This window comes from Flavobacterium sp. 9AF (assembly GCF_902506265.1).
Taxonomy (GTDB): Bacteria; Bacteroidota; Bacteroidia; order Flavobacteriales; family Flavobacteriaceae; genus Flavobacterium.
Genome location: NZ_LR733556.1, coordinates 2,253,761 through 2,273,072, shown reverse-complemented (window position 1 = coordinate 2,273,072; position 19,312 = coordinate 2,253,761). Strand labels below are relative to the sequence as shown.

Annotated in this window: 19 protein-coding genes; 5 read left to right on the top strand and 14 right to left on the bottom strand. The window is 29.9% G+C overall.

Annotated elements, in window-relative coordinates; translation table 11 throughout:
- Nucleotides 1-16: 16 nt before the first annotated feature.
- Nucleotides 17-1,294, top strand: a complete 1,278-nt coding sequence (locus tag HALO113_RS10215; RefSeq protein ID WP_159778930.1) for a replication-associated recombination protein A — start codon at nt 17-19, stop codon at nt 1,292-1,294.
- A gap of 178 nt (nt 1,295-1,472) precedes the next feature.
- Here the strand turns inward: HALO113_RS10215 and HALO113_RS10210 are convergent, their stop codons facing one another.
- From HALO113_RS10210 to HALO113_RS10185, 6 genes are all read right to left on the bottom strand, one after another.
- Nucleotides 1,473-2,216 carry a hypothetical protein gene (locus tag HALO113_RS10210; protein ID WP_159778929.1) on the bottom strand — a complete coding sequence of 248 codons (744 nt, stop codon included), beginning with the start codon at nt 2,214-2,216 and terminating at the stop codon, nt 1,473-1,475.
- Between the two features lies 1 nt (nt 2,217).
- Nucleotides 2,218-2,907 (bottom strand): YjjG family noncanonical pyrimidine nucleotidase, encoded by a 690-nt coding sequence (locus HALO113_RS10205; RefSeq protein WP_159778928.1) that lies wholly within the window; start codon nt 2,905-2,907, stop codon nt 2,218-2,220.
- A gap of 76 nt (nt 2,908-2,983) precedes the next feature.
- Nucleotides 2,984-3,469, bottom strand: a complete 486-nt coding sequence (locus HALO113_RS10200; RefSeq protein ID WP_159778927.1) for a hypothetical protein — start codon at nt 3,467-3,469, stop codon at nt 2,984-2,986.
- Nucleotides 3,462-4,787 carry an FtsX-like permease family protein gene (locus HALO113_RS10195; protein WP_159778926.1) on the bottom strand — a complete coding sequence of 442 codons (1,326 nt, stop codon included), beginning with the start codon at nt 4,785-4,787 and terminating at the stop codon, nt 3,462-3,464. Before HALO113_RS10195 ends, HALO113_RS10200 begins: the two co-directional genes overlap by 8 nt.
- 1 nt (nt 4,788) lies before the next feature.
- Entirely contained in the window at nt 4,789-5,418 is a 630-nt protein-coding gene (locus tag HALO113_RS10190; RefSeq protein WP_159778925.1) for an ABC transporter ATP-binding protein, read from the bottom strand.
- Nucleotides 5,419-5,568: 150 nt separating this feature from the next.
- The gene (locus HALO113_RS10185) at nt 5,569-5,916 is read right to left on the bottom strand and encodes a MerC domain-containing protein (protein ID WP_159778924.1); all 348 of its coding nucleotides are present in this window, start codon (nt 5,914-5,916) and stop codon (nt 5,569-5,571) included.
- A gap of 56 nt (nt 5,917-5,972) precedes the next feature.
- Here HALO113_RS10185 and HALO113_RS10180 point away from each other — a divergent pair, with 56 nt between their 5' ends.
- A complete protein-coding gene (locus HALO113_RS10180; protein ID WP_159778923.1) occupies nt 5,973-6,374 on the top strand; it encodes a Fur family transcriptional regulator in 402 nt (133 codons plus the stop codon).
- A gap of 2 nt (nt 6,375-6,376) precedes the next feature.
- Here the strand turns inward: HALO113_RS10180 and HALO113_RS10175 are convergent, their stop codons facing one another.
- The 4 genes from HALO113_RS10175 to radC form a co-directional block, all read right to left on the bottom strand.
- On the bottom strand, nt 6,377-6,835 hold the full coding sequence (locus HALO113_RS10175; RefSeq protein ID WP_159778922.1) for an RES family NAD+ phosphorylase: 459 nt from the start codon (nt 6,833-6,835) through the stop codon (nt 6,377-6,379).
- Nucleotides 6,835-7,338 (bottom strand): antitoxin Xre/MbcA/ParS toxin-binding domain-containing protein, encoded by a 504-nt coding sequence (locus HALO113_RS10170; protein ID WP_159778921.1) that lies wholly within the window; start codon nt 7,336-7,338, stop codon nt 6,835-6,837. Before HALO113_RS10170 ends, HALO113_RS10175 begins: the two co-directional genes overlap by 1 nt.
- Before the next feature lie 61 nt (nt 7,339-7,399).
- Nucleotides 7,400-8,398, bottom strand: coding sequence for an acyl-CoA thioester hydrolase/BAAT C-terminal domain-containing protein (locus HALO113_RS10165; RefSeq protein WP_159778920.1), 999 nt, complete (start codon nt 8,396-8,398; stop codon nt 7,400-7,402).
- A 64-nt stretch (nt 8,399-8,462) separates the two neighbouring features.
- Complete coding sequence (gene radC, locus HALO113_RS10160; RefSeq protein WP_159778919.1) at nt 8,463-9,146, bottom strand: DNA repair protein RadC; 684 nt, start codon at nt 9,144-9,146, stop codon at nt 8,463-8,465.
- Between the two features lie 123 nt (nt 9,147-9,269).
- Here radC and HALO113_RS10155 point away from each other — a divergent pair, with 123 nt between their 5' ends.
- From HALO113_RS10155 to HALO113_RS10145, 3 genes are all read left to right on the top strand, one after another.
- The gene (locus tag HALO113_RS10155) at nt 9,270-10,007 is read left to right on the top strand and encodes an outer membrane lipoprotein-sorting protein (protein ID WP_159778918.1); all 738 of its coding nucleotides are present in this window, start codon (nt 9,270-9,272) and stop codon (nt 10,005-10,007) included.
- Nucleotides 10,008-10,009: 2 nt separating this feature from the next.
- Nucleotides 10,010-13,084, top strand: a complete 3,075-nt coding sequence (locus HALO113_RS10150; protein WP_159778917.1) for a hypothetical protein — start codon at nt 10,010-10,012, stop codon at nt 13,082-13,084.
- An 89-nt stretch (nt 13,085-13,173) separates the two neighbouring features.
- Nucleotides 13,174-13,821 carry a DUF1287 domain-containing protein gene (locus HALO113_RS10145; protein ID WP_159778916.1) on the top strand — a complete coding sequence of 216 codons (648 nt, stop codon included), beginning with the start codon at nt 13,174-13,176 and terminating at the stop codon, nt 13,819-13,821.
- A 63-nt stretch (nt 13,822-13,884) separates the two neighbouring features.
- Here HALO113_RS10145 and murC read toward each other — a convergent pair whose 3' ends face one another.
- Genes murC through HALO113_RS10125 form a run of 4 tightly spaced genes read right to left on the bottom strand, consistent with a single transcriptional unit; the run spans nt 13,885 to nt 19,217 of the window.
- A complete protein-coding gene (gene murC, locus HALO113_RS10140) occupies nt 13,885-15,240 on the bottom strand; it encodes a UDP-N-acetylmuramate--L-alanine ligase (protein ID WP_159778915.1) in 1,356 nt (451 codons plus the stop codon).
- Between the two features lie 60 nt (nt 15,241-15,300).
- The gene (locus HALO113_RS10135) at nt 15,301-15,987 is read right to left on the bottom strand and encodes a lipopolysaccharide assembly protein LapB (protein ID WP_159778914.1); all 687 of its coding nucleotides are present in this window, start codon (nt 15,985-15,987) and stop codon (nt 15,301-15,303) included.
- Nucleotides 15,988-16,045: 58 nt separating this feature from the next.
- Nucleotides 16,046-18,262 carry a hypothetical protein gene (locus tag HALO113_RS10130; protein ID WP_159778913.1) on the bottom strand — a complete coding sequence of 739 codons (2,217 nt, stop codon included), beginning with the start codon at nt 18,260-18,262 and terminating at the stop codon, nt 16,046-16,048.
- Entirely contained in the window at nt 18,228-19,217 is a 990-nt protein-coding gene (locus HALO113_RS10125; RefSeq protein WP_159778912.1) for a hypothetical protein, read from the bottom strand. Before HALO113_RS10125 ends, HALO113_RS10130 begins: the two co-directional genes overlap by 35 nt.
- Nucleotides 19,218-19,312: the final 95 nt, after the last annotated feature.

Below are 19,312 nucleotides of genomic sequence, written 5' to 3'. Positions count from 1 at the left end.
AATGTAATTTTACATTATGGAAGCACCTTTAGCAGAACGAATAAGACCACAAACTCTAAATGAATATATAAGTCAATTACATTTAGTAGGTGAAAACGGATCTTTAACACATCAAATCAACAAAGGAATTATACCCAGTTTGATTTTATGGGGACCACCAGGCACAGGTAAAACGACTTTAGCTCAAATAATGGCACAAGAAAGCAAACGTCCTTTTTATCAATTGAGTGCTATTCATTCGGGTGTTAAAGATATTAGGGAAGTTATAGAAAAAGCAAAACAAAGTGGCGGATTATTTACAGCTAAAAACCCCATTTTATTTATCGATGAGATTCATCGTTTTAGTAAATCGCAACAAGACTCTTTGCTTGCAGCTGTTGAAAAAGGATGGGTTACGCTTATTGGCGCAACTACAGAAAATCCAAGTTTCGAAGTGATTCCTGCTCTTTTGTCAAGATGTCAGGTTTATATTTTAAATGCCTTTACAAAAGAAGACCTAGAAGCTTTATTAGAAAGAGCCATAAAAACAGATACTCTTTTAAAAACAAAGAACATTCAATTAATTGAAACCGAAGCTTTATTAAGACTCTCTGGAGGTGATGGCCGGAAATTGTTAAATATTTTTGAACTAGTCATTAATGCTTCTGACACTGAAATCATAGAGATAACTAATGAAAGAGTAACTCATTTAGTACAGAAAAACACGGTATTGTACGATAAAACTGGAGAACAACATTATGATATTGTATCTGCATTTATTAAATCGATACGAGGTAGTGACCCAAATGGAGCAATATATTGGTTAGCCAGAATGATTGAAGGCGGTGAAGATGTTAAATTCATTGCTCGTAGGATGCTCATTTTAGCAAGTGAAGACATTGGTAATGCAAATCCTACAGCATTAATAATGGCAAACAATACATTTCAAGCTGTAACTACAATTGGTTATCCAGAAAGCAGAATAATATTAAGTCAATGTGCCATTTATTTAGCTTCATCTGCAAAAAGTAATGCCAGTTATATGGCTATAAACAAATCGCAACAAGTGGTAAAACAAACGGGTGATCTATCTGTTCCTTTACACTTAAGAAATGCGCCGACAAAATTAATGAAAGAATTAGGCTATGGAGAAGAATATAAATACTCACATGATTTTCCTAATAACTTTGCTGAACAAGAATTTTTACCTACAGCATTAAGTGAAACTAAATTTTTCGAACCAGGTGATAACGCACGTGAGAAAGAACTGAGGGCTTTCTTAAAAAACAGATGGAAAGATAAATATAGATATTAAAAAAATTAAACAAAAAAGTGGTCCAAAAAATAATGATTTTTGTCAATCTGAACTTGTTTCAGATTCTAAATTAAACTAATAATCAACATTTCAAAATTCTGAAATTGAAGACTCAACGAAGTCAAATAAATACAGAATGATACCTTTGTAGACTTTTTGGACAACCTCTTAATTATTTCTAAAACTTAACCTCAACATTTTCAATGATTAACTTTCCTTTTTTGTAATATTCATAAAAATATTTTTCTCCTTTTTTATAAAAAATCCCATTGTCTAACATGCCTCTTTCAGCCAAATAAAGATCGGAAATAGTTGTTTTTTGAAGTTCAAAAATAACATTAGGGACTGCATTCACTAGTTTAAAGCCATTTTCTGTAGGCAAGGCAAATAATAAATTTTTATTGCTTGTTTCTTGAGTAATTGCAACCACATTATTTGAAAGCACTTTGGCCTCACTTATTGCAATTGTTTCATTTGAATTTGTAGTAACTGGAGTAGAAAACCTAGACTCAAAATCAATTTTCCCTTTCAAAGAGGTTAATGCTTCTCTAAAAACTTGCACATAGGCTTTTTCAAGACTCTTCTCTCTACTTACCGCTTCTAAACTATTCAAAAGAATCTTATTTTGACAATCTTTTACTTGAATAACAATCTTTGTAGCAAACATTGAATTATTTTCAATAGCATCTGCATATAATGCATTACATCTATCTCTAACTAAAATATCGGGTAAATCGTCTCCTTCAAAAAAAACAGTAAATCCTTCCGATTCAAAAAAAGATTTGGTTAAACTATTTAAATTAAATTTATTAGGTTCATTAAAAAAAGAAAATTGTTTAGGCACAATAACATATTTATACTTTTCTTGAGAATGAACAGCTATACTTAAAAAGAAGCAAATGATTAATACTATTTTTTTCATTTTATAAAATTTTTTTTAGTTCGATTAAATGATTTATTTGAGGAATGTTTTTATTTATCTCTATTTTCTTGTCATTAAAAAAAATAGCGTCTATACCAAAATTTAAAGCCCCTTCAACATCAGCTTCAAGGCTATCTCCTATCATAATACAGTCTTCTTTTTTAGCTTTTGCTAAATTTAAAGCATATTGAAATATGGTAGGATTAGGTTTTTTAACACCCGCTATTTCAGAATTTGTAATTGTACTAAAATAATGAAAAATATTGGAATTCTTCATTTTTTTATCCTGAACCAAATGAAAACCATTGGTAACAATATGCAACTGATATTTGTGTTTTAGATATTCCAAAATATCTATAGCGCCATCAAAAAGATAATTGCTATTGGGTAATAATTCAATATAATCATCAGAAATTTGATGCACCAAATCTTTTGTTATGGGTTTATTTAGGATTTCAAAAACATCATTTAACCTTTTAAATCTTAACTCTTCCTGAGAAATTTTATTCACTTGATAAAGCGACCAATAATACTGATTTTTAGGTACATAATGATGTAAAAAATCAGTTACAGAAAAATCAAAATTATACGTTTTAAAAATAATCTCAAAAGCAACCTCAGAATTCTTATCAAAATCCCAAAGCGTATGATCTAAATCAAAGAAAATATGTTTTTTGTTTTTATAAACCATTCTTATTTTAAATTTAATACATCACAAATTACTATCCTTATTACATTAAAATTAAAAAAAGCCCTTATGGGCTTCATTAATTTCCAGCAGTAATTACTGCATTTTCAATATGATAGATCCAATCTTCTACATCACTATCATTATATCTAAATTTTCCCTTTAAAGTTACAAACTGATCTGTTTTTAATTTTGGCAAATCTCCTTTGAATTGGATTCCCATTAATGTTTCTGGACCAGATTTTCCACAAAAGAAACAGGCGGCAAAAACATTTTTACTTATAGCATAATTTTTATTGTCTATAGGAATAATAAAGCCGCTTATAGTAACTTCTTTACCTTGTAAAGATTTTAATTTTGGATTAACAACAGGAAACATTATCTCTCCGTAAACTTTATCTGCTTTTTTGAGATAATCTATTTTCCCTAATAAACTCCAAGTTAAAGTATCTGTAAAAACTACTTTTTCTTTTTTATAAAATGACGCTTCATTTTTCTTTGTATTAAAACTAAATAAAGCTATTAAAACGAATCCAGCTATTGAAAACTTAATATAATTATGCATTGGCTAATGTTTTTGAAATATTTAATTGATATGCTTTTAAAGCGGGCAATAACGCAGCTATAATCCCAACAAAAATAGTTAACAAAAATAACACCCCTTCTTTATCCCAAATAAATTCATATGGATTAAAACTAAATTTAAAATCTTTTTCGGCAGATGTTGAAATATACCATAGTCCTACTCTACCCAAAACCGTACCAAAAATAAAACCTACAATACAAAGTAAAAGACTTTCTAGTATTACCAAACTTAATAATTGTAATCTTTTAGCTCCATTTACTCTCAATAAAGCAAATTCATTTTTTCGTTCTTTCAATGTATTAAACAAAGCTATAAATATTGAAATTCCAGAAATCAACATAATTCCATAAGCTAAATAACGCAAAGCATCAATACCTATACCAAACATTGATACTAATCTATTTACTTCTATTGCTGGAGAAACCACTTGCATTTTTGTATTTTGCGCAATAATTCTTGGCCAAGTAACTATTCCCATTTTATTTCTAAACTGCAACAAAACTGCTGTAATTTCCATATTTTTAGTATCCAAAGTCATTTCTTCCTCATCATGTTCTTTTTCATCATGATTATGCTCATCATGATCGTGTTCATGTTGATAATGTTCATCTCCTTCTTCGTGAACATGTCCTTCTTCACCGTGTTCTGGATTATGGCTTTCTTGTTCATGATGCTCCTCTTCATGGTTATCATGCATTTGCCAAACACTCGGAATTGTACACAGAATAAGATTATCAACTACTTTTCCAGTTATAGCTGTTATACCAACCACTTTGTAAGCATAATCTTCATGAACTTCTCCTTCTGCTGCATCACCATGAGAACCATAAAAATCATCTCCTATCTTAAGATTCATTTTTTTAGCCAACTCACCGCCCAAAACCACTTCGAAATTCTTTTTAAAAATATTTCCTTGAACAACTTTGGCACCATATTTCTCTAAATAATCTGGTGTAGTACCCACAATTTTATATCCTTTATAATTATCTCCAAAAGCTAACGGAATTGCTTTTTTAACAAATGGATGTTGCATCCAAACTTTAGCAGAATCATAATTAATATTTCCTGTAGGAGCATCAATTTGATAAACTGAAGATAAAATTAATTGTAATGGACTACCTTGAGCTCCAAGAACTAAATCTACACCATCAATATTTGAATTAAATTTTTCTTCGAACTGTTTTTCTAACAACACCAAAACTGTAATTATAGCAACACTGGCAGTTAATAAAATAATACTTAAAATAGTATTTAAAGGTTTGTACCAAATATTTTTCCAAGCTAATTTTACTATCATATTACACTAGAGTTATTCGGTTAATAAATTTTTCTTTAACACGACTATCATGAGTAACAATTATTAATGCGGCTTTGTATTCTTTTGACAAAGTCGTTAATAACTCGATTACTTTTTCAGCATTTTTATCATCTAAACTTGAAGTAGGTTCATCCGCTAATAAAACTCTAGGCTCATTCATCAAAGCTCGTGCTATAGAAACTCTTTGTTGTTGACCAATACTCAATTGATTTGGCAATTTATTTTCATGACTAATTATCCCTAATTGTTCTAAAAGTCTCTTCGCTCTTGATGAATTTTTTTTACCTGTAACTAACCAACTGGCCATTTCTAAATTTTCTAAAACGGTCAAAGCCGATACGAAATAAGATTTCTGAAAAACAATACCAATATTTTTACCTCTGAATGAATCATTTTTACTTTCTGATAAAGAAACTATATCGACATCATTTATTACGATTGAGCCCGTTGCAGGTCTTAACAATCCTCCTAAAAGATGTAAATAAGTTGTTTTTCCTTTACCAGAATCACCAGTAATTAATATTGTGCTTCCAGCATCACAATGTAAATCAGGCAATATAAAAGTTTGCTCTTTAGAATATGAAAATGTAATATCTTTTGTGCTTATCATAATTTGATATGCTAATTTTAATGTGTTGCAAGATAGTAATTTGAAAAGAAGAATTTCTTAATATTTTTAAAAAAAGGCTTCTGCAGTTTATAAAATTTAATTAATAACCTTAACATTAATAAATTATACCACAAGAAGCCAAATAGTTTTCTAATTATGCTTATGAAATTTGAAATTCAAAATATGCCCCAAAACCATACCTACTCCTCCAAAATACAATATATTAGTATGAAAATCTGTAAGTAATGAATATATGATACTAAAAAAAATAAGCGTAATTGATGCAATTAAAATAAGTTTCACGTAATTTTGTGTATTCGTTCTAACTATTTTTATGACAACAAATAATCCAATAGACGCAAATACAAAATCAACAAAGTGATTATGAGTTAAACCTATAGGAATGAATGTCAATAAAGGAAATAGTAAGCAATGTATTAAACATAGAGTAGCACTTGATATACCAATCCAGTCTAACAATTTTACATAGTTTTTCATATAAAAATTTTATTTAAACGCAACAATGTTGCAAATATATAATAAAAGTTACTATTTTGGACAAAAAAACAAGAAAAAGTAGAAAATCTCTAACAAGAGAAAAAATTATAAACTTACTAAAAGAAAAAAAAACAGCTCTAACGCACAAGGAATTTCAAGATTTTTTTAATAATGAAGTCGATCGAGTGACAATTTACAGAGCCTTAGATTTTTTAGTAGAAGAAGGCAAGCTACACAAAGTTGTTAATCTTGAAGGAGGAATTCAATATGCTCTTTGTCAAACTTGCACACATGAAAAAGAAACACATTCTCATAATCATGTTCATTTCTCGTGTTTAAAATGCAATAAAACCACTTGTTTAGAAAATGTTACACCAGAAATAAAGCTTCCAAAAAATTTTGAGACTACTGATATTCAAATTCTAATATCTGGCATCTGTGACAAATGTAACGAATAGATTTATTTAAAAATTCGCTTATCAAAAGGGAAATCTTCTTGTTGAATAATTTTTATCCTCTTAAAATCGTCATGAAAAGGGTTTAGTAAATAATTATAATCTCCTTGGACCACTGCTGAAGGTACTTTTAAAACAGCATTTTTCTTACTCCTTAAAAAATCATTACCAATTTTTTGTGTATCAATTAATTCTGGGAAACTATTCCAACCTACAGGTAATTTTTTCACATCTATCGTTTCAATAGCAATATCATCGGGAATAAAAACTGTAAGCATTACAAAACCAGATGGCAAAGTGGCCAAAGTAACATGAACCACTACCTCTGCCATAGCTAAAGCCCTACTCTGTGCAGTGTAAACAACCTCTATTCCTTTTGAATTCCATCTAGCACCTGTAATAGAAGCTCCTACTCCAGAAAGCTCAATTGGATATTTTTTATTAGCTAAACGAAAGACTTCCATCAGATAAATATTCCATATTGAATTTTATTCAATTCATTCATTACCATCTCCTTTCCATAGGAATCTTTCAATAACTCAAAAGGCTGTAGATTACCTAAGGCAAAGTTTGGAGTATTCAACCAAAGATAAAACTGTTCTTTACTATCAAAAACTTCTTTTCCCAAAGCAGTAACTTCAGCTAATTCCAATATTTTTTCGGTAGGAATAGGATCAAACACAAAATCCTTTTTAGTCTTATTGCGTTGTAACGTTCGTAATGATACACCTAAAAATTTAGCCCAATCTTCTTCATTAAATGGTGTGCGCTCTTTAATTAAATCATAAATCTCATAAGGCAACCCTCTTCTGATAGAATGCACAATCAACATGCGATTAGACAAGAATTTTTTATAGGTAATATTTTTATCTACTACTGTTAAATCCGATTCTTTTTCCACTTTTGAAACATACATCCTAACTGCCTTATCTATTTTTACATCTGAATTTGCAACTAACTTTGTCATACTTACGTCATTTGTCTGTAAAATTACGACAAATGTCTTAAAAAACAAATTTTAGTGTTATTTATTTTCTTTCGATTTTTTCTAACCATTTTACTACATCAGAGAAAACAAGATCCCAATTATAACTTTTTTCTAAAAAAACGCCCTCTTTATCATATTCATTTTTAAAAAAATTATGATCATAATCTGGGTATGCTCTTACAAAAAAATCCTTTTTCCCCTTAAATATAAAAGGAAGCAAATCATTATGAACAGCTACTAAATCATTAGTTCCATATGCAACAAGAATAGGTATTTTAATTTCTTTAAAAATTTCATAAACTAATTTCTCATCGTAACTAGCCCAAATGTACAATTCAAAATCTTTTTTATATTCAGCAATATTGTTAATATTTAAATAATCAGTTATAAGATTTTCAATAGTATGTTGACTTAATGAATCGTTATTTATTTCAAAACTTTCTATTCTCATTTTCAAAATTTCCTCAGCCGTTCTATTAAAAGGATCCGCTGACAAACACACTAATTTAGCTATTTTTTTATTTTTATTAGCTACATTTGCCGCTACACGATAACCTTCTGAATGCCCAACAAGGTAGATTGATTTTTTATCAACCCATTTTTGTTTGTATAAAAAATTAATAACTTCATTTGCCTGATTACTCCTATAGGTTAAATTATTATTTTTTATATATTCTATAGGGATATGCCCATTATTATCTTTATAACCTCTTGAATGTTCTTGAAAGTCACCAATAAATGGAATACCTTTTCGAGAAATGAATATTAAATTATACTTGGATAAATAATCAGTTGTTTTGAAAGGCAAAGAAACAAAAATACCTTCTTCATCTTTAAAAACAATTGGCAAAGGCAAAGAACCTTGTAAAAACAAAATGACAGGTTTCGGTTTGTTTTCTTTATTTATTGATTTTATAAAAACAATTGTATCAGACTTTAATCTTAACTCCATTTTTTCAAAACCAATTGCTTTTAATGCATCAGCTTGAGCAAAGCTTTTAAAAACGAAAAGAAAAAATAATAAACTACGGAACTTCATAATGTTCTTCAATAAATTTTAAATTAATACAATAACTCTAAAAAATTGTACGTACAAAAAATCATTACAAAATTCCTTCATCTGCAAAACTAAAATAACTTTTTTCAGTAACAATGATATGATCTAAAATTTGAATATCCAGACTTTTTCCTGCTTGCTGCATATTTTTTGTCAACTGTATATCTGCTTGACTTGCTTGTAACTTACCTGAAGGATGGTTATGAGATAATATTATTGCAGTGGCATTATATTCAAATGCTAATTTAAAAACAATCCTAAAATCTACCACAGTTCCTGTCAAACCTCCTTTACTAATCTGTGCTTTCTGTATTATTTTGTTTGCATTATTTAAATAGATAACCCAAAATTCTTCATGTGCTAGCTCACCAATTATGGGTTGCATCAATTCAAACACAGCTTTACTAGAGGTTATTTTTGACACTAAAACTGTTTCTTCCACTCTTCTCCTTCTACCTAATTCTAAAGCAGCTGCAATAGCAATAGCTTTTGCTTCCCCTATTCCTTTAAACTGAGTTAATTGAGAAATGGAAAGTTTTCCTAAAAGAGTAAGATTATTTTGTGTTGAGTTGAGAATGCGCTGACATAATTGAACAGCACTTTCATTTTTGGAGCCCGAACCTATTAAGATAGCTAGGAGCTCCGAATCAGATAAGGCACTTCTACCTTTAAGCAAAAATTTCTCCCTTGGGCGATCGTCTTCAGCCCATTGATTAATTGGTGTGTACATATTTTATTTGGCGTTTATAACAACAAATTAAATTTATTTTTTTTATAAAGTCAAAAAAAACAATAAAAAATGTAACAAGAAAGTACGAATACAAACTAATTAATAATATAAAAACAATAAAATATGAAAACTATTCAAAAAGTACTATTTGTAAGCTTCTTATTTGTGTCTACCCTATTATCAAATGCACAAACAGCAGATGAAGTAATTGATAACTATTTTAAGAACATTGGTGGAAAAGATAAATTTGGAAAAATTGATGGATTTAAAATGAATATGGTTACCAATTATAATGGTATAGAAATACCAGTTGAAGTATTCAACAATAAAGCCGGAAAAATGTATGTGAAAATTAATTTTCAAGGTAAAGACATCACACAGTTAGCATTTGATGGCAAAAAAGGCTGGTCAACAAACTTCATGACTATGAAAGCAGAAGAAATGGATTCAGAAACTTCAGAAAATATGTTGTCACAAATCGCTGATTTTCCAGATCCATTTTTAAATTATAAAGCAAAAGGATATACTGTTGAAATGCTAGGAAAGGAAACCAAAGAAGGAACAGAATGCTTCAAAATAAAATTGACAAAAAAACCAGTAAAAGTAGACGGTAAAATGGTTGATAATGTTACCTTCTACTATTTTGAAACTGAAAACTACGTTCCTATCCTGACAGAAACTGAAATTCAACAAGGACCAATGAAAGGGCAAATGTCGAAAAGTACCATGGGAGATTATCAAGAAGTTGATGGGATGTACTTCCCATTTAGTATTAACCAAGGTGGACAAGCTATGGTAGTTAAAAAAATAGAAATTAACCCAACAGTGGATACTAAAGTTTTTGAAATGCCAACTGAATAAGCATGAAAAAATATTATTTTATTTTAACAGCCATTACTCTTTCTTGCTTTTCAATTCAAGCGCAAGAAATTTCACTTAAAGGAAAAGAGTTATTTGGAGATTTAAAAGCACGACAAATTGGACCGGCAATCATGAGCGGAAGAGTATCTGATCTTGCGCTCCATCCAAAAAACAATCAGGTTTTATTACTAGGTGCAGCTGGAGGTGGCGTTTGGAAAAGTTCAGATGGAGGCGCTTCTTTTGTTTCTCTTTTTGACAAACACATTCAATCTATTGGTGCTGTCACATTTGACCCAAATAATCCAGACAACGTTTTATGGGTTGGAACAGGAGAAACATGGACTAGAAATAGTGTTTCTGTTGGGGATGGTATTTACAAATCTACCGATGGTGGTTTGAATTGGACTAATATGGGATTACCTAAATCGGAACGCATATCATCTATAATTGTTGACCCAAGAAATTCAAACAACATTTGGGTTGGCGTACTGGGTGCGCTATGGGGTGATAGTGAAGAAAGAGGTATTTACAATTCTACAGATGGTGGTAAAACTTGGAACAAACAATTTTATATCAACGCAAAAACTGGTTGCTCAGATTTAGTACTTGACCCAGCAAATCCCGATATCATGTATGCTAGTTTTTGGGAGTTTAGAAGAACAGCTTGGTCTTTTAATTCAGGCGGAATGGCTTCTGCATTATTCAAAACTATAGATGGAGGTAAAACTTGGAATAAAATCCATAACGGCTTCCCATCAGGTCAATTAGGAAGAATTGCAATTGCTGTAGCTCCTTCTAGTACTTCTATCTTGTATGCAGTTATCGAATGTGAAAAAGATACGGAAAAAGGATTATATAAATCAGAGGATGCTGGTCAAACTTGGAAACACTTAAATAATGACTTTGGATTAGTTGTGCGCCCTTTTTATTTTTCAAGAATTACTGTTGACCCAAAAAATCCAGATATTGTATACAAAGCAGGATTAAGTGGTTCCATATCTAGAGATGGAGGAAAGACTTTCAAAGATTTAGGAAGCATGCATTCTGATATTCATGACATTGTAATTGACCCTTATGATCCTAGCAGAATTTATGTTGGTACAGATGGAGGTCTATATAGAAGTTGGAATAACGGTAGTACTTTAGAAATTGTTAGTAATTTACCCATTTCACAATATTATCATATTACTTTAGACAACAAAGAACCTTATAACATTTATGGTGGTCTTCAAGACAATGGTTCTTGGTATGGCCCAAGTCAAAGTGAGGGTGGTATTGAAGCAAAAGACTGGGAAAGAGTAGGATTTGGTGATGGTTTCCGTGTATTAAAACATCCTACTAAAGACATCATTTACAGTGAGATGCAAGGGGCTGAAAACATTTGGCGTTACAATACCCAAACTAAAGAATTAAAAACCATTCAGCCTTTACAAGAAAAAGGAGTTGAAAAATTACGATTCAATTGGAACGCCCCTATCCTAACGAGTTTACATAATGAAGACCGTATTTATGCAGGAAGTCAGTTTTTACATGTTTCTGATGATATGGGAGCGAGTTGGAAAATCATTTCACCAGACTTAACTACAAATGATAAAAGTAAGCTCAACCAAGAAAATTCAGGAGGTTTATCTAAAGACAATTCAGGAGCCGAAAATCATTGCACTTTATTTACAATTGCTGAATCACCGTTGAATAAAAATATTATTTGGGTAGGTGCAGACGATGGCAATGTTCAAGTAACGCAAGATGGCGGTAAAACTTGGAAAAATGTAACTTCTAATTTTATTGGTTTACCAAAAAACACATGGTGCTATCATATAGAAACAAGTAATTTCAAAGAAGGCAGTGCATATGCTGTTTTTGATGGTCATACCAATAATGATGGTGCAACATATGTTTACAAAACAACCGACTTTGGCACCACTTGGACATCTATTGTTACCAATGAAATTGACGGATTTGCTCGTTGTATTCAAGAAGATTACATCAATGAAAACCTATTGTTTTTAGGAACCGAAAAAGGCTTATATATAACAATTGATGGTGGTAAAAATTGGTCAAAATTTGAAAACAATATACCTTCAGTTTCAGTAATGCATTTGGATTTACATAAAAAAACAAATGACTTAGTGATGGCAACACATGGAAGAGGTATCATTATTTTAGATAACATTGATATTTTAAGGCAAATTACGAATGAAGTCATTACAACTGATGTTCATTTCTTTAAAAGCAGACCATTTGTAAAAATAGAAAAATCTTCTTTTGGGGGTACTGCTACAGAACTAGAATTTGTTGGCCCCAACCCTAGCACAGCTGCACAAATTGTATATTACCTTAAAAAGAGAAATACATTTGGGAAATTAGAAATGGAAATTCAAGATAAAGAAGGAAATAAAATAGTATCACTTCCAGTGAGTAACCAAAAAGGAATCAATATTGTAACTTGGAATTTTAATGAAAAAGGACCTAAAGTAGCAGCAGGAAAAACATTAGACTATAGCGGTTTTACCACTCCATTAGTACCAGAAGGCACCTATAAAGCTGTTTTAACAAAAGGCAAAGAAAAATACGTTCATGAATTTGAAGTACAAAACGACCCAAAAAGTCCAATTTCTTTGGCTTCAAGACAAGAGCAAAGAAAAACGACTCAATTGCTTTTCGATAAAGTTCAAGATTTAGCATATATGGTCTACCAAATTGATGAAATACTACAACTCAATAGTTCGCTAGCTGAAAAAGATAAAGGATATAAAAAAGTGGCTACAAAATATGATTCTCAATTAAATAGCCTAAAAAACACTTTAGTAATTACTACAGGAGACAACTATGTGGGTTCTGCTGAAAAACAGTTAAGAGAAAAATTAGGTACTATATATGCATCTATTGCATCCCAATATGATGCTCCTTCACCTTCTCAAAAAGCCAACATTGAATCGGTACTCGATTTATTTAATAAAGCGGAAATAGAATTTAAAAAATTAGAAAAGAATGTTTTTCCGAAAATTTTAGAAAAAAACAAAAGTTTAAATCCAAATTATAAATTAAAGACTTTTAGTGAATTTATAGAAGGATAATCTAATTAGTAATTGAAAAGACCAATCGATGATTGGTCTTTTTTTATACTTTTAAATAGAAAATTTCGTTTGTATAAAAATAATTGTATATGAAAAACCTATTTTTATTCCTACTTTTTTGTTGCTTTTCTTGTCAAAAAAAACAACAATCTCAACCTTTGCTTACCACTAAGTCTAAAATTGTAACATTAAATGAAAATTTTCAACAGACTTCACTTTCTTTTGCTGAAAAACTATCTCAAGCCGCTATTTCTATCATTGATCCAGAGGTAGTTTATACTCCTTCTTATGTCACTTTAAAATATCCAAACGGAGATGTTTCACCTAAAACTGGTGTTTGTACTGATGTTATAATTCGTGCTTACAGAAAATTAAATATCGATTTACAAAAAGAAGTTCATGAAGACATGAAAGTTAACTTTTCTAAATACCCTAAAATTTGGGGATTAAAAACAACCGATAAGAATATTGATCATCGACGCGTACCTAATTTAGAAGTTTTTTTTGAAAGAAAAGGTAAAAAATTGGCTATTAGCCAAAACCCAAAAGACTATAAAACAGGTGATCTAGTAACATGGATGATAGGAGATAAATTACCTCATATAGGTATTGTAACCCATTTAAAATCGACAGATGGGAAACGTCCTATGATAGTTCATAATGTAGGTGGTGGTCAAGTGCTACAAGATTGTTTGTTTAGCTATACAATTGTAGGACATTTTACATATGAAAAATAATATACTAATTAAAAATGTGTTAATTACCAATTTGAATCAACACATCTAAAATTGGCAAATAGACTAATGAATCAATTCTTTCACCTCATCAAAATTCAGTCCACCATAATTTCCAGAACTCATTAATAGTAAAGCAGTATTTGTTAAGTTTTGAGAAAAAAGAAAATCTTTAAACTCAGTAGGATTGGTATAAATTATTAAATCTTTTCTATTAAATGAATTCGCAATTTGATCGTAAGTAACTTCTTCCAATTTTTTAATTTTAACTGCATCTGGTGAATAAAAAACAACTGCCACATCTGCACTGTCTAATGCTCCTTCATATTCTTTTAAGAAAGTAGCATTTAAACTGCTGTATGTGTGTAATTCTAAACAAGCAATTAGCTTTCTATCAGAATATTGGCTTTTAACAGCTTTAGTAGTTGCAGCTACTTTACTAGGCGAATGCGCAAAATCTTTATAAGCTACCTTATTACTACTTTCAGCAATTTTTTCTAATCGTTTACTCGCTCCTTTAAAGGTAGCAATAGCTTCATAGAAATCGGCTTCATCTACTCCCATACATTGGCAAATCCATTTTGCTCCAGCTAAATTACTTAAATTATGCGCTCCAAAAACTTCTATAGGCATTAATCCTTCTGGAGTTTCTAATAATGTTATACCATTTTCAACTGAATAATTTGGCGTTTGATATGGAATTTTACGAATAGGATTTTGTGCTTCTTCAGCAACTTGTCTTACTGTTTCATCTTCTTCATTATACACCAAAATTCCTCCATTGGTAATCTGACTAGTAAAAATTTTAAATTGGTCCACATAGTATTCAAATGTTGGAAATACATTAATATGATCCCATGCAATACCAGATAACAAAGCTATATTTGGTTGATACAAATGAAATTTAGGTCTTAAATCCAACGGTGAAGACAAATATTCGTCTCCTTCTAAAACTATAAAATCGTTTTCCTCGGTTAAGTGTACCATGGTGTCAAAACCTTCTAATTGTGCCCCTACCATATAATCCACTTTTATACCATGAAAATGCATAACGTGTAAAATCATTGAGGTAATGGTTGTTTTTCCATGAGAACCTCCAATCACTACACGAGTTTTATTTTTAGATTGCTCATATAAAAACTCAGGGTAAGAATAAATTTTCAAACCTAATTCTTTTGCCTTTACCAATTCAGGATTGTCTGCTTTTGCGTGCATTCCTAAAATAACCGCATCAATATCGGATTTGATTTTTTCTGGAAACCACCCCAATTCATTTGGTAGTAATCCTTTTCGGCTTAATCTCGATTTGGAAGGTTCAAAAATAGCATCATCGCTTCCTGTTATTTGATAACCTTTAGCATGCAAAGCTAATGCTAAATTATGCATGGCTGCACCGCCAATTGCTATAAAGTGTATGTTCATTAAATTTAGAAGTTAGAAGTTAGAAGTTAGAAGAATAAATCTTACAAACATCTATCTAAATTATTTATTATATTTTTCTGATTCTAATTGTGTAGCTTTAACTTTTTGTGGCAATTTCATTTTCTGATAAAGATTGATTAACCGTTGATAAGCGGTCTTAGAATGTGTTAAATTTACGCCTTTTATATAAAACTTTTCTGCAGTTGTATATCTTTTAAAATATTCTTCTATATGACCTTTAGCCATTATTCCATCAATAGTAGAAATAGTCATTAATTCATCTGCATATTTTTGAGATTTCTTTTCACTTCCGCCTAATATACCAGGTAATTCTAAATAAAGTATAAGTAATGCCCAGCGTGTATCGGTATGTTTTGGATCTAATTTTGCGGCCGTTTTAAAAGATTCCTCAATTTCATCAATCATTCCTAATGCTTTAAACTTACTACTCTCTTTGGCTTTCATACCCATAGCTCCTCCATATTTATAATGATAATTAGCATTGGTTGAAAACTTCTCTTTTAGGAGTTTATACTTCTCAATAGCTTCATCCCATTTTTTATAATAACCCGCAATATCCCCTAAATATTCTATAGCTTTATAATCTTCTGGATTCGTTTTTAAATGATTTTCAAAATATGTATTTGCTTCACTATATTTTTTCTGGTTAAACAATATTTGTCCTTTTTCAAAATTATTTTGAGAAAGAATTACAATAGGGAAGAAAAAAAACAAAATCTTGTACATACTATCTTTTTATCAAAATTAATGATTTTTGAATAATTTATTTTTCAATTTTGTATCGTTAATTTTCAACAACCTTTCTAAAATAACCACATTCATTGATAACTTCCTTATAATATTTTGTGTGCGAGAAATTTTGCTTCAGATTTTTAAATCCATTAAAATTAATAAAATCCACCTCATCAGGCAAAAATGCACTACTCTTATAAAATGTATTTCTTTCTATTTTGGTTAACAAATAGGTCGCTTTTGCTTTTTGTTCATCATTTTCAGCACTCTTCAAAGCTATAGTATAGTATTTTTTTGAAGAATTATTATTGAGAAGCATTTCTACATTTTTATCTCTAATATAATTACCATATTCATTTAAAATTGGATTATCATAAAAGAGTCTGGCATTCCCATAATAAGACATATTATAAAAAGCATTACCTAACAATATTGCATTATTATAAACATCCTTCCCATTATTAACATAATTTATCATTTCTTCCATCTTTTTTACAAATGTTATCTTATCATACTTAGTTTTTTGATAAGAAGCATGATCACAATCATTACAATCTTTAATTTTACCGTTGAATGGATTACCTAATAGTATGGTGCTTTTTGCCTCTTTTGTTTTTTCGAATTCTAAAATAGCCTTAGTTATATTTTCTTGATAGGCATACTTTATTGCTTGATATTCGTAAATATTTTCTAAAGTTATTGGATATAATTTTTTAGCAAAAGATTCCCAAGCAGTAAATGATTGTTTCAGTTGAAATGCTAACATCTTATCTAATTTATCTTTCGAATCATAAAAATCATCTTGTCTTAAAAACAATTCTGCCATAACTGCATTTCCTTGTTTTTTATATAAATTAGACAAATATCCTTTTGTCCAATTTTTTAAAAATTCAATTCTAAAAACAGCTGGGTATTCATTGGAACCATTAAAAGAAAATAACCATTCAACATCTGGCAAAATATTTTGTTCCGCTTTATTATCTATTTTTTTTGTGGCACTCACTTTATTAAAAACCTGAAAAAGTCGCAATTGATTTTTAGCCAATTCTGTATTGGGAATCGTTTTAGAAGCTTTTTGTAAATAACTTTCTGCTTTTGCGTTTTCTCCTTTTAATATTTCAAAATATGCTAACACTATATTCCATAAATGCGGTGTTTGTACATTCCCTTTTTTTGCAATTTTATCCACTAAACGATATAAATCTTCATCCAATTTATCTGAATAGATTAATGCAGTTGCATTGCTTTCCACATTATTCCATTGATAACTATTAATATCATTCTCTTGTATATTAACTGCTCTAGTTACTAAGAAATCCAAATGCGGGCTCATTGGGTCTACTTCGTAAATCTTACTGATAGCTGTATTTAAATCGGCATAATAACCATACAATGCCCATAAAGCGGCTTTTTCTTTATTATCTTTTGTAAAGGATAAAGCTTTTTGAAAATCTTCATTGCTTTGAGGATGAAAACAATAAGTAGCCACTGTGCGTAACGAAGGACAATTATTAAATACTTTACTATATAAATAATTTGATTTTGAATAATTTTTCATTTTGTATTCTGCACCTGCTGTGTATGCAATTGCTCTGTAATACAATTCGTTTTTAGGTTGTTTTGTTTCGGAAGTATCAAAAAACAAAATACACATACTTGGATCTTCTGAGTAAAAATAGGATTTCATAGCAAGAAACCAATACCTATTTTTTAAAAAGGGATCTTTTTCTTTTTCGTAAATTGTTTCAATATTTTTAGCAAAACTTGTAGGCATTTTTTTATCCAATGAAGCCTCGTAATCCCAAGATGGTTTTTGAGCGGAATATTCTTCTAAGGCTCTTGCTTTTGCCATAAACAAGAAAAAGCCTTTTACTTTAGCGTCATTCAAAGCATATTTCCATTTAGATAAATTGTTCCCTTTTAAAATGTCTTTCTCTATCTCTAGTAACTGACCCAATGATTCCTCATTTAGTATAAAATAGGTGATATCTTCTTCAGACATTTTATTTTTTAAAAATATACTCCAGTCTTCAACGACAGAAGAATTAAATCTTTCAGTATGACCATCATCATAAGATTCTTCTCCATAAAACATATTGATGCTATAGAATAGTTTTTTATAGGATGCATCCGTAACATAGGCTTCAGGAGCAAAATTGGAACTGGATTCATACCAATCCCATTCTCCCCATCCACATATCGAATAAATACTAGTCCCGAGTAGAATAACTGTACTAAAAATTAGCGTTGAAAATTTTGTAGAAAACATCGTTTGTAAATTTGTTTGTATTATAACTATCTAAATCGTAATATATTATTTCACTAGGCTTTTTTTCTAAATTATCATGCAATAATTTTGTCATTTCCATTAGTTTAGTAAAATTTATTTCTTCTATTTTTAACACATCAGCCTTTTTAAAAAAATAGCCTTGCCAAAGTAAATCTTCTTTAATTATTATTTGATTAGATGTGTTTACACTTTTAGCTTTTAGCTCGCTCACATCTTTCTTTGAAATCAAATTAACTACTTTACCATTTCTATATTGGATAACCCAAGAAAAAATAGGCAACGCTACTTTTAAGGGTAATGGATATTTTTTTAACGAAGGTAAATATTGTGCTGCAACTTTTTTACTATAAATAGAATTTTCCTCATTTTCATCTAATTTACCCATATTATAAAACATTAAAACACCATAATCTACTTGAGGAATTTCGGTTAAGGATGAATATTTTATTTGATGTAATCTTATGGTTGCGGAAAGAATACCTGCATACTTTTTCTTTAACTTAACCATAAAATCCATATATTGTCTTTTACTTTGTAAAGACCAATCACAATCAATTTGAATTTCACTATTTTTTAAAGAATATTTCTTATTAATTTGATTGATTAATGCTACCATTTTTGTTACCAAATCATCTGTATCAATTGGAGACAAGAATACCTCATTTTTTATAAAAACAACAGGAACTATTTCTTGAGACACAACAGCATCCTTAAAAACAATGGGTGAAACAGGCATCGGTTTACCATAAGTCATCTTTACATCAAAATATCGAACATATAATCTCTTAACATGATTGCTTTCTAAAATAGATTTTTCTAAATCATCCAATTTAAAAATAGTTTTCCAATAATAAAACGAAGCTTCTGGAATACTTCCTTTTTTTTGGCATCCTAAACTCATAAGTATTAGAAATAGCAAAAAGATTCTTTTCATAATTGGCCTTTTTTAAAAACAATTTTAATTAAATTGCAGGAAAACTCTTTTGATTTTGATGTAAAAATAAAGAAAGAAATGTGATTTTTAAAAAA

Excerpts from the sequence above, each read along its gene's own strand:
- HALO113_RS10215 (WP_159778930.1), top strand. The coding sequence starts at position 17 with ATGGAAGCACCTTTAGCAGAACGAATAAGACCACAAACTCTAAATGAA.
- HALO113_RS10210 (WP_159778929.1), bottom strand. The coding sequence starts at position 2,216 with ATGAAAAAAATAGTATTAATCATTTGCTTCTTTTTAAGTATAGCTGTT.
- HALO113_RS10205 (WP_159778928.1), bottom strand. The coding sequence starts at position 2,907 with ATGGTTTATAAAAACAAAAAACATATTTTCTTTGATTTAGATCATACG.
- HALO113_RS10200 (WP_159778927.1), bottom strand. The coding sequence starts at position 3,469 with ATGCATAATTATATTAAGTTTTCAATAGCTGGATTCGTTTTAATAGCT.
- HALO113_RS10195 (WP_159778926.1), bottom strand. The coding sequence starts at position 4,787 with ATGATAGTAAAATTAGCTTGGAAAAATATTTGGTACAAACCTTTAAAT.
- HALO113_RS10190 (WP_159778925.1), bottom strand. The coding sequence starts at position 5,418 with ATGATAAGCACAAAAGATATTACATTTTCATATTCTAAAGAGCAAACT.
- HALO113_RS10185 (WP_159778924.1), bottom strand. The coding sequence starts at position 5,916 with ATGAAAAACTATGTAAAATTGTTAGACTGGATTGGTATATCAAGTGCT.
- HALO113_RS10175 (WP_159778922.1), bottom strand. The coding sequence starts at position 6,835 with ATGGAAGTCTTTCGTTTAGCTAATAAAAAATATCCAATTGAGCTTTCT.
- HALO113_RS10170 (WP_159778921.1), bottom strand. The coding sequence starts at position 7,338 with ATGACAAAGTTAGTTGCAAATTCAGATGTAAAAATAGATAAGGCAGTT.
- HALO113_RS10165 (WP_159778920.1), bottom strand. The coding sequence starts at position 8,398 with ATGAAGTTCCGTAGTTTATTATTTTTTCTTTTCGTTTTTAAAAGCTTT.
- radC (WP_159778919.1), bottom strand. The coding sequence starts at position 9,146 with ATGTACACACCAATTAATCAATGGGCTGAAGACGATCGCCCAAGGGAG.
- HALO113_RS10155 (WP_159778918.1), top strand. The coding sequence starts at position 9,270 with ATGAAAACTATTCAAAAAGTACTATTTGTAAGCTTCTTATTTGTGTCT.
- HALO113_RS10150 (WP_159778917.1), top strand. The coding sequence starts at position 10,010 with ATGAAAAAATATTATTTTATTTTAACAGCCATTACTCTTTCTTGCTTT.
- HALO113_RS10145 (WP_159778916.1), top strand. The coding sequence starts at position 13,174 with ATGAAAAACCTATTTTTATTCCTACTTTTTTGTTGCTTTTCTTGTCAA.
- murC (WP_159778915.1), bottom strand. The coding sequence starts at position 15,240 with ATGAACATACACTTTATAGCAATTGGCGGTGCAGCCATGCATAATTTA.
- HALO113_RS10135 (WP_159778914.1), bottom strand. The coding sequence starts at position 15,987 with ATGTACAAGATTTTGTTTTTTTTCTTCCCTATTGTAATTCTTTCTCAA.
- HALO113_RS10130 (WP_159778913.1), bottom strand. The coding sequence starts at position 18,262 with ATGTTTTCTACAAAATTTTCAACGCTAATTTTTAGTACAGTTATTCTA.
- HALO113_RS10125 (WP_159778912.1), bottom strand. The coding sequence starts at position 19,217 with ATGAAAAGAATCTTTTTGCTATTTCTAATACTTATGAGTTTAGGATGC.